Origin of the sequence: Paenibacillus oryzisoli, assembly GCF_001653565.1 — a bacterium.
In the GTDB taxonomy this organism is placed as follows: domain Bacteria; phylum Bacillota; class Bacilli; order Paenibacillales; family NBRC-103111; genus Paenibacillus_E; species Paenibacillus_E oryzisoli.
Map to the genome: position 1 here is coordinate 68,223 of NZ_LYPB01000069.1, position 17,108 is coordinate 85,330.

The window sequence follows — 17,108 nt, forward strand, 5'->3', positions numbered from 1 at the left end:
TCCCATGGATTGCAGTATGCAAACCATGTATAATTGTACAAACATGATTAGCATTGGGGGGTGAATAAACATTGTCCTACATGGATATTCCTTATGGGTTACCTACCAAACATAAAATTTCTTCTTGTGAATTTATATCTATCTGGGAAGTACATGCGAACGATACTTATCACGTTACCAAACGTGAAGGCTTCCATGTTCCCGGAATATTTATTACCTACGAGGGAAATGGGATTCTTTCTCAAGCTAGCGAAACGAATGTCCTGCAATCTGGTACCTATTTTATCGTTCAAGAAGGCGTTCCTTCCACCTATCACTGTCAAAATAATGACTGGAAGTTTTATTTTATCAACTTCAGCTCGCTAGATATGTCCCGCTTTCTGGAACTTCCCATTAACGAAGTTGTATCATCAGGGAAAATCGGTTTGGCTATGCAAAAATGCGAGCATCTGATTGACCTTCTGATCGAACAGCAGCTTGGTTACGAATTTACCGCTTCGATCCTATTGCAAGAAATATTGCTGCTCTTCGCCAAAGAGCGACATGCGGCAACAACGCAACAGCATCAAGAGCTCAACAAAATTATTATTTACATGCATAAAAGTATCGATAAAACCATTCGAGTCGATGAACTCATAGCCATGAGCGGTCTCGCCAGAACGACTTTCTTCACACGTTTTCGATCCAGAACAGGGCTGTCTCCTAGCGATTACATGCTTAAGTTAAAACTAGAATCCGCTAAAGTATCACTTGAGACGACCAACTTATCGGTGAAAGAGATCTCGACTAATCTCCAGTTCTATGACGAATTCCACTTTTCTAAGCTATTTAAACGACATTATGATATTTCTCCAAGTGCGTTTCGGACTAAGTAGACATCATGTTGCTTAAGCCGCCACATCTCTTCGCGTAAACATAAGCCAGGAAATCAGATTAAACGCAATAAAGTAAACCGCAAGCATACTGATGGAGAACGAAAGCGTCATTCCACTTTGATAAGGTCTCCCACTCAAATATTGGGTGAGATCGGTGTTCGCAAACAGCAAGTACTTGCTCCAATTGAATCGTTGCAGCGCCTGCAGTAGTATGTTCCCTCCAAACAGGGCGACAATCGAGAAGCCTATAGCCATGGTGCTGCTGCGAAATGCAGATGAGATCATAAAGGCCATTGTGACATACAGAATCGTAGATACTCCGTTCATCAGGTAAGTTTTCCACAAGTTGAACACCATACTCTTCTCGACGATATACCCCTCATAGGTCACTTCGATCAATGGCAGTTTGAGATCTCCAAATCCAAACAAGATACCGTTGACTGTGACGGATACGGCAAAAAGAGTGAGCAGTAATAGCAACCCGAACAGCAAGGAAGAAATATATTTGGCCAGAAGGATTTTAAGGCGATTAGCCGGTCGTATGAGCAGCAGCTTAATCGTGCCCGTCGAGAATTCGCCTGCTAGGCTATCGCCTGCGATGATGATGGTGAAGACGGTGATCACGAGCACCAATGAGGCAGAGAAGTTGATGCCATCCCACATTGTACCATTCGGAGTGGATATGTTTTTCTCCAAATGATAGTCGATGAGCGCGATTCGCTGTAGATTATAAGTCCGGTTTTCTTCCGAAATATCAGGTTTAGTCAACAGTTCGTTTCGGTGCACTTTCTCCTGCTGCAGTTCCACTTGCCAGCTTTCACCTTGCGCTTGGGTTCGATCAGAATGCCATTCGATGATATTTACAAAAAGTACCAATGCGATCATAAATCCAACCAGAATCCACGTTCTTACCCTACGATAGATCTTCATATTTTCATTGCGGACAAGATTAACCAATCTGCTCCCTCCTTGTACCTGTAATTTGCAAGAAACGATCTTCCAATGATAGGCGAACCAACTGCACGCCATAGATGCGTATCCGCTGCTGCATTAATGCTGCCAGCATGTCCGGAACATGCTCACGGTCGGTCATGACCTCTATGACCCCCTCCTCGAGGAGCTCAATCTCCTGAATTCCTTCCATTTGTCCCAAGACGTCCAGCGCTTGTTCGATTGGCTGTGCTTCTATTCGATAGGTTGGCACCTGCTCGCTATCCTGAGTAAAATGGTGGGTAGGCTTCACGTCGATCAGCCTACCATGTTGTAAAATGGCTACCCGATCGCACATTAGTTCCATCTCGGATAACAGATGGCTGGAGACAATGACTGTTATTCCTTCCGAGCGGGTCAACTGTCTCAAATAATCGCGCAACTCCCGAATCCCTGCGGGGTCCAGACCGTTCGTAGGTTCATCCAAGATTAATAGAGATGGTCGATGCAGCAGCGCCTGAGCGACTCCTAGACGCTGACGCATGCCGAGAGAGTACTTCTTCACTTTGTCGTGAATGCGGTCTTCGAGTCGGACCAGCTTCACCACTTCATCAATCCGTTCTTTCGTCACACCTGACACCATACGGGCATAATGAACGAGATTCAAGTACCCGCTTAAATACTTATACATTTCAGGATTTTCAACGATGGCTCCAACGTGTCGGATAGCTTGCTCGAATTCGCTTTTAATATTTTTGCCTTTTATCAGGATCTGCCCCTTGGTTGTCGACATTAATCCGACGATCATGCGTATGGTCGTTGTTTTACCCGCCCCGTTCGGACCAAGAAAGCCGAAAATCTCGCCTTGCGGCACATCAAATGTAAGATCGTCGATCACAGTAGTTCGGCCGATCACTTTTGTCACATTCTGCAAACGAATGATAGGTTCGTTGCTCATACGCGGACCCCTTCCTTTACTTTACATGTTCCTTAACATGCACACTTTGAGTTAATGGCAAATTGAATCTAACATAAAATTTATCGAATTACAATATATAATTATTGTTATCACAGTAATTTGCATTGATTTCAGAATATGAATCTATACAATTGAGGGCCATCAACATTAGAGTTCTCCTAAATCAACAAACCATCGGAAATAAACTCGTTCTCTCAGGCTAGCCAACGTATAGTTGATGGATTAATTCAGCCACCGATTGTGCTCATGGTCATTTTAGACTTGTCTTGGGTGGTAGAGCCTGTATCGGCCCTCCTGGATTCCGTAGTCCATCTGCGACTACACAAAAAAAACGATTTTCCTCCGATCCACTAAGGTCGGAGGAAAATCGCGAAAATCCAAACTATTTTTTATTAAGCTTGAGGACTGCCTTATCTAACATCTCTTCTGTCAGTGCGCCTCCGCTAAATGCAGCTAGCCCTCGAAGCGGTAAATATTTAAGAAAGGCAGCCATCATCTCAGAACTCGAACTTTCCTCTCCATTATCTGCTGGAGAAGCGAATGGAGAATGCTGCACAAGCTCCATAATAACCGGTGCTAGTTCTGGATGCTCCATCACGTCACCAACCGTAGAATTACGTGTAAATCTTGGCTGTATGACAACTGAAGATGTCACATGAACGGTTTCCTTCAAAGCGATGTCCGCAGAAGATTTACCGATGAGCACCTCAAAGTCGCCTGTATCGACAACCCAATCCTGGAATTCAACGTGGTAATAAGCAAATGCTCTTTTACTTAATGTAAACGTCACTTGTTTCTCTTCACCTGGCTCGAGGGAGATCTTCCCAAAGCCTTTCAGCTCTTTATCTGGTCGGGATATATGGCTTACAACATCACGTACATACAGTTGAACGACTTCTTTCCCAGCAAGTGTGCCACCATTCTTCACCTTAACTGACACAAGTATTTCGTCGCTGTCTTTCACATGTGTCTGATCAACAGTCAAATCGGAATATTCAAAACTTGTATAGCTTAGGCCATGTCCAAAAGGGAATAACGGTCGCAGCATCTTTGTATCATAATAGCGATACCCGACATAAATACCTTCATTGTACGTAACGGTATCTCCATTGCCCGGGAAATAGAGATACGATGGATTGTCACTCAATTGCACTGGAAATGTCTCGGCTAGCTTCCCGCATGGATTGGCATCGCCAAACAGCAGATCGGCAATTGCCCCCCCCATAGCCTGCCCGCCTAAATATGCCTCCAAGACACCGTTAACATTGCTAAGCCAAGACATCTCAATCGGAGCGCCGTTACTTAGCACGACAATTACGCGACCTTGTACCGCAGCGACAGCCTCAATCACTTTGATTTGATTGTCTGGAATCCGCAGATGCTGGCGGTCAAATCCTTCTGACTCATAACGCTCGGGCAAACCAGCGAAAACAACAACGACATCCGCTTCTTTAGCAACATGGGCAGCCTCTTCGAGCAGCACTGAATTAGAATCATCACTATCCAAGTCATACCCTTTGGCATATGTAATCACTGCCTGACTCCCCGCCGACTTGGTTAACTCCTCCATGATGTTATCCAACTTCGTAGGTTTGATGTGTGAACTGCCCCCACCTTGGTAACGAGGCTGATTGGCTAATGCCCCAACGACAGCAATGCGTCCTTCCTTCGCTAGCGGGAGAATGTTGTTCTCATTCTTCAGCAATACCATGCTTTCCCTAGCTACTTCTCTAGCCAAGCGGTGATGTTCTTCTGCATCGTAAGATGCGTCCTGCTTCTTATGATCAACTGCCTTAAAGATTACATGGAGTAGTCGTTCAACAGCAGCGTTCAGACTCTCTTCGGAAAGTTGCCCACTTCTGACCGCATTTACGATCTTCTGGTCTCCCGAGCCGCCAGTAGATGGCATTTCCAGTTCAAGACCCGCACGCAACCCATCAACTCTCTCATTCACTGCGCCCCAGTCGGAAACAACAAATCCCTCATGTCCCCATTCTTCCTTCAAAATATCGGTCAGCAGACGTTCATTCTCCGCACAAAATTCATCGTTAAGCTTGTTATAAGCGCACATCACGGTCCATGGCTCACCTTGTTTAACAGCTCCCTCGAAACTTGCCAAATAGATCTCGCGCAGCGTTCGTTCATCGACAATCGCGTTCGTTGACATTCGGCGGTGCTCCTGATTATTAGCAGCAAAATGCTTTAAAGATGTCCCTACGCCTTGACTTTGAACCCCTTGGATATGTGCCGCTGCCATCTCGGAGGACAAATATGGATCTTCTGAGAAATATTCGAAGTTTCGCCCGCATAGCGGCGATCTTTTGATATTGGCGCCAGGACCAAGCAAGACACCAACTTCCTCGGCCTGACACTCCTCGCCTAGCGCAACACCTACCTTGCGAATTAGTTCTCTATCCCAAGAAGTCGCAAGCCCTGCCGCAGACGGGAAACATGTGGCCGGCACACTGTCGAAGAGGCCTAGATGATCGGCGGAAGCTCGCTGTTTGCGAAGACCGTGCGGCCCATCCGTCATCATGATGGATGGAATCCCGAGCCTCTCAATTCCTTTGGTGTTCCAAAAATCAAGACCAGAACAGAGCCCGGCTTTTTCCTCTATTGTCATCTCAGCAACAATACCTTTTATATTACGTTTCATCGATTTTAACCCCTCTCATTTATGGTCCTAACTTCGGATTAACCTTTCACAGCCCCAATGGTCATCCCCTTCACGAAATACTTTTGGAAAAACGGATACGCGATAAGGATCGGAATAACCGCGATGACAGCGATGGCCATACGGAACGTTTCGCTGGGCAGCTGAGCGATCTTAGCTCCTGCGCTTGCGCTTAATTCACCATTGCTTGCAAGGAATTGTATGTCGCTCATAATGCGATTGAGCACATTTTGCAAGCTGAACAATTGAGGATTTGTCACATAAATCAACCCGTTGTTCCAATCGTTCCAATACGCCAGCCCCTGGAATAAACCGACCGTGGCCAGAATCGGGAGTGATAGCGGCAGGACGATTTTATAATACATTTTGAATTCCGTTGCTCCGTCAATACTCGCCGATTCAAGTACCGGCACGGGGATCGTCGTCATGAAGAACGTCCGCATGAGGAGCACATTAAAGCCATTCATCAACAGCCCTGGCACGATTAATGCCCAAATCGTATTCTTCATATCCAGCAGCTGCGTGTAGACCAAATAAGTTGGAACAAGGCCTCCATTAAACAACAACGTGAAGAACAAGACGAAAGCGAAGAATGTTCCGCCTGGCAAATCCCGTCGTGATAACGGATAGGCAAGCATTGATGTGATAGCTAAACTTACCACGGTTCCAACGATCGTAATGAGAAAGGTAATCCCGTAAGCGTTATAAATAAGCGCAGATTGCTCCCATAGATACTGATAGGCAGTTAAACTAAAGTTTTCAGGAAAAAATGAATAGCCGTTTTGCAAAATGGTAGTCTCGTCGGTGATCGAGGACATGACGAGCAACGCGAACGGAAGCAAGCACGTTAATGAGAATAAGATCATCACCGTATGGGCTGCCCATTGCCAACCTTGATTTTCTTTATGCATGGTGATCCCCCCTAGAACAAAGCATTTTCTTTATTTATTTTGCGAACAACATAATTCGATACAATGACAAGCACGAATCCAACCAGTGATTGATAGAAGCCCGCCGCCGAAGACATTCCGATATTGCCCAGCTGCAGCAGTCCGCGGAATACGTATGTATCAATGACGTTCGTCGTATCGAATAAGGCGCCTGCGTTCATTGGAACTTGATAGAATAGTCCGAAATCCGAGTAGAAAATGCGGCCAATCTGCAAGAGTGTCAGCATGATGATGACGGGAGTGATGAGCGGAATCGTGATCAAGCGGATTTGATGCCATTTGGATGCCCCATCTAGCGTCGCGGCTTCGTAATACTCTGTGTCAATTCCGATAATAGCTGCGAGGTAGATAATACACGCATAGCCGGCCCCTTTCCATGTATGAACTAGAGTTAGGATAATAGGCCAATATTTCGGCTCGTTGTACCACGAGATTGGATCTATGCCCAGCAGCGGTAAAATCGTCTTGTTCATAAATCCGCTCTCCATACTCAGCATGGAAAATACTAAATAACTAACTAAAACCATGGAGATCAGGAACGGTAAAATAATAAGACTTTGATACAATCGCGAGGCAAATTTACTTTTGATTTCATTAAGCAGAATGGCGAAAGCGACAGCAACGACAAGTCCGATCACGATAAATGCCGCATTGTATAGAAGCGTATTTCGCGTAATAATGTAGGCGTCTGACGTTTGGAAAAGGAATTTAAAATTCTGGAATCCAACCCAGTCACTCCCCCATATTCCCTTCGCGAAGTTAATGTCTTTGAAAGCAATGACAAGTCCGAACATGGGTAAGTAATTGTTGATTAACAAATAAGCAAGCCCTGGCAGCATCATGAGATATAGTGGACTGTACTTCCATATTCTCTTCACTGCTAAGCTCTGCGCGTGCTTTCTCATACCAGTTTCCCCTTTCAATTTCGACAAGTTGTTAGGTCTCTTTGTGTAACTTAATAGTAATCGATCGCCCGTTCTGCTCACTACCGTTCCCACGACTTCCGATTTGCACTTTGCCGACTATCCCGCTAGTTCGAAAAAAGCCCCGTCAGGCCATATGGACCCAGCGAGGCAATTGATTATGATTTCGAGATGATGTTCAATTCATTTTGTATGACTGGCAGCAACTCGTCAGGTATTTCGTAAAAAGCGAGCTGGGACATCTTCTCGATCGACATGACACCTTTGGTCACCTCGAAGAACGGATTGTTTGTCGTATGACCGAAATATTTGAGAAATACCCCTTTCGCATCAACATGGCTGTAGAGGTCTTCGATGGTATCATAGATGGAAAAAAAACCATCCTTTAGCTCAATTTGCCCGCCGCCGGACAGGTCGAAGTTCTCAAACCAATTAACTACATGCTTGGTTTTCTCTTCTTTGACATGAATGTAACGCTGGTCCGCTTCTATGACAGAAACCAAAAGGATTTCGTCGATATGAACGACAACCTCTTCTTGAATACCCTCTACGCGTATACGGTTTTCCCCGCGAACCAGCGTAACATCCTTCACTTCGAACATGCGGTCACTGCCCTTCATTTCCGATAGCAGCTCATTGTTGTGATAGACACGGATATGGGTCATATTCGATAAAACTACGATGTCATTCCGTTCCTGATGTCGATGAACGAATCGACGCCCGGCCAAGTATACGAATGGATCTTGAGACCAATATGCCTTGCATAAATAGAACGAATCCTTTTTCAAAGTTCGATCAATCGTAATGAGTCCTTTCAAATTCTTGCCTTTCTCCCCACCTTCATTCCGGTTTGCGCTACCGAAATCAAACATGTTCCACACATACCCGCCAAGTACATATGGCCTTTCCTCGAAAGTCTGCAGCGCGTTGTGATGAAACTTAAGCTGATATTCTTCCGTATAATCCTGAACTTTCGGTTCGTAAGCGTGATAGTTCGGGTTGGTGTCCACGCCGTATTCGGAAACTAACACAGGAACGTTCGGACTCGTCTGGTGAAATTCATCAAGTCTCGTGCCTAAATCTTGGATCTCCCCATAATACCAACCGTAATACAGGTTATAGCCGACGAGATCCGTAAAACGATTAATTACGCTGTCATCCGCCACCCCATTAATATTCGCCTGAACGACGAAGCGACTGCGGTCCAATTTCCTGGTGATGCCGACCAGCTTTTGGATCGTTCGATACGTATTCTCTGTTTCCACAGCAATCGTGATTTCGTTCTGAACTCCCCAACAGTAGATGGAGCTGTGGTTGTACGCCTGCTTAATCAAGCGTTCCAACTGTTCAACCGCGTTGCGGCTCTCCAGATCTTTCGTAGACGGAATGCTAATGTACGGAATTTCAGCCCATACCAGAAGCCCGTATCGGTCACAAAGGCTGTAGAAATAGTCATCATGCTGGTAGTGAGCGAGCCGAATACTATTGGCGCCTACCTCCCTGATAAGTTCCATATCTACATCCATATGCGCTTTGGTTATGGCATTCCCTACGCCTCCGAAGTCTTGGTGTCGGCACACTCCGTTGATTTTGATTGGTTTACCGTTCAAAATGACTCCACGTTCGGAAGACAACTCAACTGTTCGAAAACCAATGTCGATTTGACGTGTATCGAGCACTTGTCCTTGCACTTTGATTGCAATATGAGCTGAATATAAGTACGGACATTCAATACCATTCCAAAGAACTGGACTTAGGATCTCACCTGTAAAGGAAAACTCGCTATTCCCTATTAGGGCCAGCACCGAATTGTCGTGCCAAACCGTATTCCCCTCGTGATCTCTGAGCTCTACCTCTACAGATGCCTGTATCGTTCTAGAAGATTCATTCACAATCCGGCCATGAACATCGAGTTGGTAATTCCCTTCCCCCAGTGAACTCTGCGTAAGATAAACACCATCGCGTCCATTATCCATCAAATCAAAGTGAATGTCGTCCATCACTAAAAGCTTCACTTCACGGTAGAGACCTCCGAAGAAAGTAAAATCAGCTAGCAGCGGATATACTTCATTATCATAGCTGTTATCCACTTGAATTGAGATGAGATTGTCCCCAGCTTTTAAATACGCATTTAAGGGTACACGGAACATTGCATATCCACAGCGGCTATCCCCTGCAAGGTGGCCATTGATATACACATGGCCGATATTGCCAGCTGCACCGATCTCTAGATAATATCGTTTACCCAATTCTTCCTCGCCAATCTCTAGCGTTCTTTGATACCAACAAGCACCGCGGTAATAAGGTTCTTCTCCGCCCTGTCCATCTTTATCATTCCACGTATGTGGCAACGTAACCATTTGCCATTCTCTTAATCCCTCACTTGCGTTAGCAGGATCATTTTCTTTGGTGAACATCCAGCAATCATGAAGCAGCCTCGATTTATTCATAAGATTATCCTCTTTTCTTTAACATGGATTTGCGAGTAAAATGGCATGAAAAATGCCCAATCAACCTGCAAGTTGACGGGCATTGGTAAGACGGTAACTTATTTATTGTTTTTCGCCCATGCATCAAGTTGCTTTTGTTTCTCTGCAATAATTTTGTCGATTCCTGCTGATTTCAACTTAGCGATGAATTCCGGCAAGGTCTTGTCTGGATCAACGCTACCTGTTTCAAGTGGAAGTTTATACTGCGTAACAACGCTTGCCACCGCGGCATATTCCGTCTTAACCGCACTTGCATCAAATGTAAAGCCTAGTGCCTTGGATTTTAACGCCGATTTGTTGAATTGGTCCATATTGGTCCATATCTTTGGATCATTTCCGTTAAAAACATAGGACAAGAATTGGTTGCCGAATAAATAACCCATATTCAAGTTGTAACCCGAGGTTTTCGCATCTACGCCTTGCGGGAAGTCGATCACATTGTCTGATTTCACCACGTAATGTTGTCCCTCAATGCCCCAGTTGAACAAGTTCACGATATCTTTATCCGTATACAGCAGATTCATGAAATCCATCGCTTTTTCTTGCGCTTTGGAATTAATCGGAATTCCCCACATGACATTGATTACGCTTGCGGTTCTCGATACAGGTGGTACCAAAGTGGATGTCACCAATGGCATACCTGCAGCAGTAGATTCCGATTGTTCGAAGCCTAATTTCATATTAGCCAGGTACGCGAAAGCCCGATTCGACTTGATATAATCATATTGCGAAGTCTTGTTCGTTGCTGCATCTTTCAAAATCAGCCCCGAATTGTACCAGCCTCTTACCTTTTTGAGTAGCTGCGCATATTCCTGAGTCTCATATAAATTAACGACTTTCAAGTCGTTATCGTAATTCGGCAGTACACCCATCGAGTCGCCGAGATCATCATATGTGCGGTATCTGTCAAGAATGGAAACCCCAATGTTACCTGGAATAAGCGGCGTCATATTCGGTTCATTTGCTTTAATCGTTTTCAGCGTTGCTTCAACGTCGTCTAGTGTTCGGATGCTATTGACATCAATATGATACTTGTCGACAAGATCCTTCCGCATGGCTATCCCTTGACTTGAGGCAAAGTCGCGAATCGTCGGAACCGCGTAAATAGATCCGTTTATTTTCGTCGCATTTAAATAAGCGGGATCCATCGTTTTCATGATTCCTTGACCACGCTGCTCAAGAAGTTTATCAAGCGCAATAATTTGCCCTTTCACAACCAAGCTGCTGTAATTATTGTTCCCGACAATCATGAGATCCAGCTTCTCACCACTGCTCAGCATCAAGTTCACTTGTTGATCCCAGTTTCCATAACTAATCGGGGTGAGTTTCACGGTCGCATTAATTTTCTGCTGGGTGATTTTGTTAACTGCATCTTGAACAAGTGACATATCCTTGGGAATCGTCCCGATGACTGGAAAAGCTACATTTAATTCTGTCGTTTTCTCTGCAGGTTTCGAAGAGGCATCTCCTGTGGAAGCTGTGCTCGTGCTGCTAGCGTTATTTCCCCCACATGCAGTTAATACGATCATGGATCCAAGAATAAGTACACTTGCTGACTTTATGCTTTTTCTCATAGTTTTCCCCCATTTTCATTTTGTTGCTCGCTTTCAGAAACGATACTTGGATTCATTGGCGATATCTTTATTTTACCTTCACCCCACCTCATCTTCTGCCCCGTTCACGACTTTTCATTATGCATTTGCCGACTATAAGTCAAAGCTCCGATTGCTGGTGCAATTGACGGTATTCATTGGGATTCATATCCGTATATTTCTTAAACATGCGGGAAAAATGCGAGAAATTCGCGTATCCGATATGTGAGGCAACCGCACTGATCGGCATCTCAGTCTTGATGAGCAGCTCTTGCGCAAGCTTAAGTCTCTCTTGAAAGAGATAGTCAGAAATGGCTAAACCTGTCTCCTTCTTAAAGATGCGGGTTAAGTAATCGGGATTAAGAAACACGTGATTGGCAATATCTTCACGCGACAAATCCTCGGCGATGTGACGTTTAATGTAGGAAATGACGCGATTAACTACACTCTCCGATTGTTCAATGGTGCCTAAAAATTCCACCGCTCTGTCTATCGTGTGCTTCATCCACGCAAGCAAGTTCGTCACTGAACGGGTCGCTGTTTCAGTAAAGCTCAACGAAATAGAATCGCTAAACAATTGATGCGCTTGAATGCCCTTATTTTGAAGAGCCACATACATCATCTGTTGAAAATCTTGAAAGAAAAGTTGCAGCAGCTGTGCATCCAACCGATCTTGCTGCACCTTTTGCTCCAAATAGGCGGTTGCTTCTTGCAGCACTTTGATAAACGCCATTTCCTTCAGCATAACCGCCCATACCCCCATATTTGGCAGCTCGTGTTGTGAGAACCGGACTTGGAAGTCGGACAAGTGAAACACTTTATTATTGTAGGCGACATTACTCTTCTCAATATCGCGAAGCTGATTAACCATCGCGTACATGTCTTGGCCATGTACAAGAGACCCCATATAACAAGAAAGATCACAATAAAAGTACTGACCGCAAGCTTCAATATAGCGTTCACACTTACTTTTCAAGAGCAATTCGAACTCAGCATGGTTGTCTGCTGGTAATATGACTAGCAATCTTCCGCTTTCGAGAGCAATGACTTGACCGTTCTGTTTACGACCGATTATCAATTCTTCAGCAGCATTCTTGAGCGCGTATTCCATAATTTTCTCTTCGCGCAAAGTAAGCTTCTTATGCCACCTCTGCACACTAATAAGAATAGGGACAACCGTCATCGCTTCATCATAAGGAATGTTCCGCTCCGCGGCGGCATTCCGAACCGCCTCCGCGGCTGGGGGAATTGCTTGGTTGATCAGATCGATCCAGAAGCGCTCGATCAGCATAGGCTGGTGCTGAAACCAGAATTGGCCGTATTGACTGAACTGAGCTTGCTCCGAATCTTTTTGAATTTTATCTATCGCTTTTTGAATCGTGTCCTCTAGTTCTGTAAAGGGAATCGGTTTTAGAATATAATCGATACTTCCCAGTTGGAGCGCTTGTTTGGCATATTTGAAATCCGCATGGCAGGTAAGGAATATCGTCAATGTCTGTGGGTACTTTTCGTTAACCCAAGCTGTCAGCTCTAGCCCATTCGCTTGCGGCATCTCAATATCACAAAGCATGATATCGATTCGCTCGCTTTTGAATACATCCTTAGCTTGTTTCACCGTAAAAGCGGAAAACACGGACGAAATCCCAAGTTTTCCCCAATTGACACCAGACCGGATTCCTTCAACAGCATGAGTCTCATCGTCAACAATAAGAAGATGAAGCATGATGGTTCCCCCTTCTTTTATATCTCCGTTTCATAAGGCAGCTTGATCTCGACAACAGCACCCTGAGGATATCCATTGAAACAGGTAATCGATGCTTTTCCTCCATATAAAAGCTGCAATCTCTTCCGAACGTTCCATATCCCGATATGCTCCCCTTCTTCATCATGAACTGTATGTCCCGACTGAATGAGGGATAGAACGTGTTCTGAAAATCCTTTACCCGTATCCCGAATGACAATCTCAACGTACGGATCCAGACCATCCTCTTTCAAATCAATAGAAACGGAAATGGAAACGGGCTCTTCCAATGTCACACTATACTTAATCGAATTTTCCAAGAATGACTGTATCACGAGTGGAGGAATCGGGATGTTCTCCAAGAAATCTGGTACATCGATTACACACGTCAGGCTTCCCGGAAATCGAAGCTCTTGAATGCGAACATAGTTACGGACGTGCTGAAGCTCTTCACGAAGAGAAACAAACGTTAGATTGCTTTGAAACATAAACCGGAAATAACGGACCAAGCAGAGGGTCATCTCCTGAATCAACTCGTAGTTTTTCACTTGAGCCAGGTTAAACAGAATGTTTAACGAATTCATGAAAAAGTGTGGATTAATCTGAAGCTGTAGATGTTGCAGCTCCGCCTTTTGCTTGCTAAGCTGCTCCTCATAGACATGAATTTTGAGTTCCTCGATCTGCGCCATCATATGATTGAATGTTTGGTTCACCAGTAGAATTTCGTCAGAAGCTTTATGAGATTCAATCCGAACATTGACATTCCCATCATTAATCCTTTTCATAACCATAATCAATCGTTTCAAAGGAACCAGCAAAATATGACGAAGGAAAAAGAGGCTTAAGGGTAATAACGCAATCGAGATTACTGAAATAAACAACGTCAGTCGAGATAAATTCGGCAGGTTCTGTAGGATCTGGCTGTCTTTAATCACTGCGGCCAGACTAAAATTGCCTTCTTGTGAAGGTTCTCCGACGACGAGCAAACTATTCTTCACTCCAGTCATATAATACTGGTCAAAACTCTTTGTAAAGTCGATATGTTCGTCCGGCAGCGTATTCGTACTAATCATGAGCTCTCCCGTATTACTTACGAGAAGAGCACTCCCCTCTTGGCCTAAATCGATCAGATTAAGCGGTATCAACAGCGTCTTGGCATTTACCCAAGCTCCGATATAGAGACTACCTGACCGAAGGATACGCAGTGCATAAAAGTCTTGTCCGATTTTCCTTACAAACCATCGGCTTCCACCCTCTGCAAATTCTGGAGGACTTCCAAGTATCTCATGTAATTTCTGTTCAACCATATCCCGTTCAGCGAACTCGATGTTCGATTTGAATACATCAAGAAGATCCTTGCGTGTGTCAGAATACACAAAGAAAGCGTCAATAGATTTATAAAGCAGAATATCACTTGATAATTTAGTAGAAACACTGTGCTTCGCCAGTTGGTATTCGTCCTCTGAATTAGGAAGGTTCATCGACTGAATATCATAATCGGAAGTCACTAACCCGATCAGATTCCGCTCAGCATCTCTTAATTGCGTGTCGATCTGCCCCATATATAATGAGATCAGATTTTTATTGGATAAAGCCACTTGGTTGTGGACGACTCGAATACTATAAAAATTATTGTAGAATAGCAGCGTGATAAGAGGGACAGTTACCAGCAGTAAGCCCACAACCAGCTTGAAACGAATTGAGTTCCATGAAATATGAAGGATTTTCATTTCTCCGCCCCCTGTTCGGTCAGTTAAAAGACTGCCGAGCTAGGCTCAACAGTCCTTTACGTCTTCCTATTGTCGGTTATTTTGCGATTCCTGAATCATATCAAATTTTCTGATTAAGCACTACCGTTTTGACGACATCGGGCTGTGCATTTCACGACATTATGGTATCCATATAATGAAAATCCCCACACTCGAACCATCGGCTTGAATTTTTCTCAAATTCACGCCAACTTTCCTCGCTATCCCTCCGTCTAATTCTTATCTGAAATAGGTGAGCTTTGTTAACAGCAGGAGGAAGCAGATGATGAGAATGCATGTGGAAAGTGAATTGACAGCAAGTAACGATGCTAGTAAATGGAGGTATATGCCAGGGCTGGATGGGCTGCGTGCGCTGTCAGTTCTAGCTGTGATTGTTTATCATTTGAACAGTTCTTGGTTACCCGGAGGTTTATTGGGTGTTGGGGTTTTCTTCACCTTGTCGGGCTATTTGATTACCGATCAGTTACTTATCGAGTGGCGAACTACGAGGCGTATCGATCTCAAGACTTTTTGGATAAAAAGGGTACGAAGGCTCATGCCGGCTATGCTGTTCATGCTTGCCATCGTCAGTTTATGGTTACTTATTTTTGATCGAACCCGTTTGTTTCAATTACAAGGAGATTTCGTATCGGTATTCTTTTACTTTAACAATTGGTGGCTCATATTTCATAAGGTCTCTTACTTTGAAAGTTTCGGTCCGCCATCTCCGATCGGTCATTTATGGTCGTTAGCCATTGAAGAGCAGTTCTACTTCATCTGGCCACTGGTGCTGGCACTTCTCCTACGCTATGTTAACCGTCGAGGGATACTTCTCATACTCACGTTAGTAGGGGTATTCGCTTCAATGTTCGTTATGGCTTTCGTCTATCAGCCTGGTATGGATCCAAGTCGGATTTACTATGGTACAGATACACGTGCCTTTGCGCTGCTCGCAGGTGGAGCCCTTGCCATTATATGGCCTAGCAAGAAGATAACGAAGCAGACGACAGGCAAGTCAAGTGTGATCCTAGATCTGATTGGAGGCGCAGGACTAGTTGGAATCCTAGTTATGATGGTAACCACGAATGCCTATAACGCATCTCTTTATGTCGGTGGATTAGCCTTATTTTCCGTAATATCTGCGATCGTCATCGCTGTAATTACGCATCCAACCAGCCTATTGGGGAAAGTCATGGGCAGTAAGCCGCTGCGTTGGCTCGGTAAGCGTTCCTACAGTCTGTATATCTGGCACTACCCGGTTATTGTACTGACTAGTACATCTTTTGACAAACAGGAAACGCACATAAGTACCATCCTTCTACAGATTCTATTAAGCTTAATTTTGGCGGCTTTCTCTTATACCTGTATTGAGGAACCATTCCGACGTGGTGTCATCCAAAGACAATGGCTAACAAATCTCCGTTCTCCTGTGCGACTGCGCTATGTGCTGATGATCATTATTTTACCGATCCAACTTTTCGCCATCTCATGTTCCAATAACCTATTTGCTGTGAAATCGTCAGCTAGCGCTGCTACGATCCATTCAGAGGTAACGACTATCAACACATCAACAACAGATTCAACATTAGATATCCCATTTGTATCGTCATCTCAGATACAATCGTCAACAACATCGTCATCACAAGCAATCGTACAATCACCAACTCCACCACCAGCTGAGGTATCCCCTCCCCCTAAGCCACAAGTTAATAATGACCAAAGTGTTACAGCTATTGGGGATTCCGTTATTTTGGATGCAGCTCCGTTCTTGGAGAAACTGCTTCCAGGTATCGTTGTCGATGGGAAAATTGGCAGACAAATGTCCCAATTGCAAGGGGTTATCGATGAACTGAGGTCCAAGAATCTGCTGGGGAAAAGAATTATTATTGAACTTGGAACCAATGGCGCCTTCAATCCGGATCAATTGCGTGACGTCATGAGTTCGCTGGGGGATGCGAAACAGATTATTCTAGTGAACACGCGTGTGCCTCGCAACTGGCAAGATCAAGTCAACACTACATTGTCCAAGGTTGCCGCTGAATTTCCACAAGCGACGATCGTAGATTGGTATAAAGCAAGCAAGGGTAAGGAAAGCTACTTTGTCCAAGACGGTGTTCACCTCAAAGAGGAGGGTGCAAGTTATTACGCGTCACTTTTGAGCAAAGCGGTTAAAAGGGCTGGGAAGTAAGGCTTTTGGAGAACAAAAT

The 17,108-nt window shown here is 44.5% G+C and carries 11 protein-coding genes; 2 read left to right on the plus strand and 9 right to left on the minus strand.

The window, feature by feature from the left end:
* Positions 1 to 80 precede the first annotated feature (80 nt).
* Positions 81 to 875, plus strand: coding sequence for a helix-turn-helix domain-containing protein (locus tag A8708_RS15130; RefSeq protein WP_239696714.1), 795 nt, complete (start codon positions 81 to 83; stop codon positions 873 to 875).
* A gap of 12 nt (positions 876 to 887) precedes the next feature.
* Here the strand turns inward: A8708_RS15130 and A8708_RS15135 are convergent, their stop codons facing one another.
* The 9 genes from A8708_RS15135 to A8708_RS15175 all read right to left on the minus strand — a co-directional run bounded on the left by A8708_RS15135 (position 888) and on the right by A8708_RS15175 (position 14,883).
* Positions 888 to 1,832, minus strand: a complete 945-nt coding sequence (locus A8708_RS15135) for an ABC transporter permease (RefSeq protein ID WP_167355891.1) — start codon at positions 1,830 to 1,832, stop codon at positions 888 to 890.
* Complete coding sequence (locus A8708_RS15140; protein WP_068664793.1) at positions 1,825 to 2,763, minus strand: ABC transporter ATP-binding protein; 939 nt, start codon at positions 2,761 to 2,763, stop codon at positions 1,825 to 1,827. Before A8708_RS15140 ends, A8708_RS15135 begins: the two co-directional genes overlap by 8 nt.
* A gap of 403 nt (positions 2,764 to 3,166) precedes the next feature.
* Entirely contained in the window at positions 3,167 to 5,440 is a 2,274-nt protein-coding gene (locus tag A8708_RS15145; protein WP_068664795.1) for a glycoside hydrolase family 3 C-terminal domain-containing protein, read from the minus strand.
* A 38-nt stretch (positions 5,441 to 5,478) separates the two neighbouring features.
* Positions 5,479 to 6,369 carry a carbohydrate ABC transporter permease gene (locus tag A8708_RS15150; RefSeq protein WP_068664797.1) on the minus strand — a complete coding sequence of 297 codons (891 nt, stop codon included), beginning with the start codon at positions 6,367 to 6,369 and terminating at the stop codon, positions 5,479 to 5,481.
* Between the two features lie 11 nt (positions 6,370 to 6,380).
* A complete protein-coding gene (locus tag A8708_RS15155) occupies positions 6,381 to 7,313 on the minus strand; it encodes an ABC transporter permease (RefSeq protein ID WP_068665223.1) in 933 nt (310 codons plus the stop codon).
* 176 nt (positions 7,314 to 7,489) lie between these two features.
* Positions 7,490 to 9,781, minus strand: coding sequence for a glycoside hydrolase family 2 protein (locus A8708_RS15160; RefSeq protein WP_068664799.1), 2,292 nt, complete (start codon positions 9,779 to 9,781; stop codon positions 7,490 to 7,492).
* 98 nt (positions 9,782 to 9,879) lie between these two features.
* On the minus strand, positions 9,880 to 11,394 hold the full coding sequence (locus tag A8708_RS15165) for an ABC transporter substrate-binding protein (RefSeq protein WP_068664801.1): 1,515 nt from the start codon (positions 11,392 to 11,394) through the stop codon (positions 9,880 to 9,882).
* 139 nt (positions 11,395 to 11,533) lie between these two features.
* Positions 11,534 to 13,135 (minus strand): response regulator, encoded by a 1,602-nt coding sequence (locus tag A8708_RS15170; protein ID WP_068664803.1) that lies wholly within the window; start codon positions 13,133 to 13,135, stop codon positions 11,534 to 11,536.
* Between the two features lie 17 nt (positions 13,136 to 13,152).
* Positions 13,153 to 14,883 (minus strand): sensor histidine kinase, encoded by a 1,731-nt coding sequence (locus A8708_RS15175; protein WP_068664805.1) that lies wholly within the window; start codon positions 14,881 to 14,883, stop codon positions 13,153 to 13,155.
* A 304-nt stretch (positions 14,884 to 15,187) separates the two neighbouring features.
* On the opposite strand from A8708_RS15175, the gene A8708_RS15180 reads away from it, so the two are divergent.
* Entirely contained in the window at positions 15,188 to 17,089 is a 1,902-nt protein-coding gene (locus tag A8708_RS15180; protein WP_239696697.1) for an acyltransferase family protein, read from the plus strand.
* Positions 17,090 to 17,108: the final 19 nt, after the last annotated feature.

Bases quoted from the DNA above. Each gene is read 5' to 3' on its own strand.
- A8708_RS15130 (WP_239696714.1), top strand. From the start codon at position 81: ATGGATATTCCTTATGGGTTACCTACCAAACATAAAATTTCTTCTTGT.
- A8708_RS15140 (WP_068664793.1), bottom strand. From the start codon at position 2,763: ATGAGCAACGAACCTATCATTCGTTTGCAGAATGTGACAAAAGTGATC.
- A8708_RS15145 (WP_068664795.1), bottom strand. From the start codon at position 5,440: ATGAAACGTAATATAAAAGGTATTGTTGCTGAGATGACAATAGAGGAA.
- A8708_RS15150 (WP_068664797.1), bottom strand. From the start codon at position 6,369: ATGCATAAAGAAAATCAAGGTTGGCAATGGGCAGCCCATACGGTGATG.
- A8708_RS15155 (WP_068665223.1), bottom strand. From the start codon at position 7,313: ATGAGAAAGCACGCGCAGAGCTTAGCAGTGAAGAGAATATGGAAGTAC.
- A8708_RS15160 (WP_068664799.1), bottom strand. From the start codon at position 9,781: ATGAATAAATCGAGGCTGCTTCATGATTGCTGGATGTTCACCAAAGAA.
- A8708_RS15165 (WP_068664801.1), bottom strand. From the start codon at position 11,394: ATGAGAAAAAGCATAAAGTCAGCAAGTGTACTTATTCTTGGATCCATG.
- A8708_RS15170 (WP_068664803.1), bottom strand. From the start codon at position 13,135: ATGCTTCATCTTCTTATTGTTGACGATGAGACTCATGCTGTTGAAGGA.
- A8708_RS15175 (WP_068664805.1), bottom strand. From the start codon at position 14,883: ATGAAAATCCTTCATATTTCATGGAACTCAATTCGTTTCAAGCTGGTT.
- A8708_RS15180 (WP_239696697.1), top strand. From the start codon at position 15,188: ATGAGAATGCATGTGGAAAGTGAATTGACAGCAAGTAACGATGCTAGT.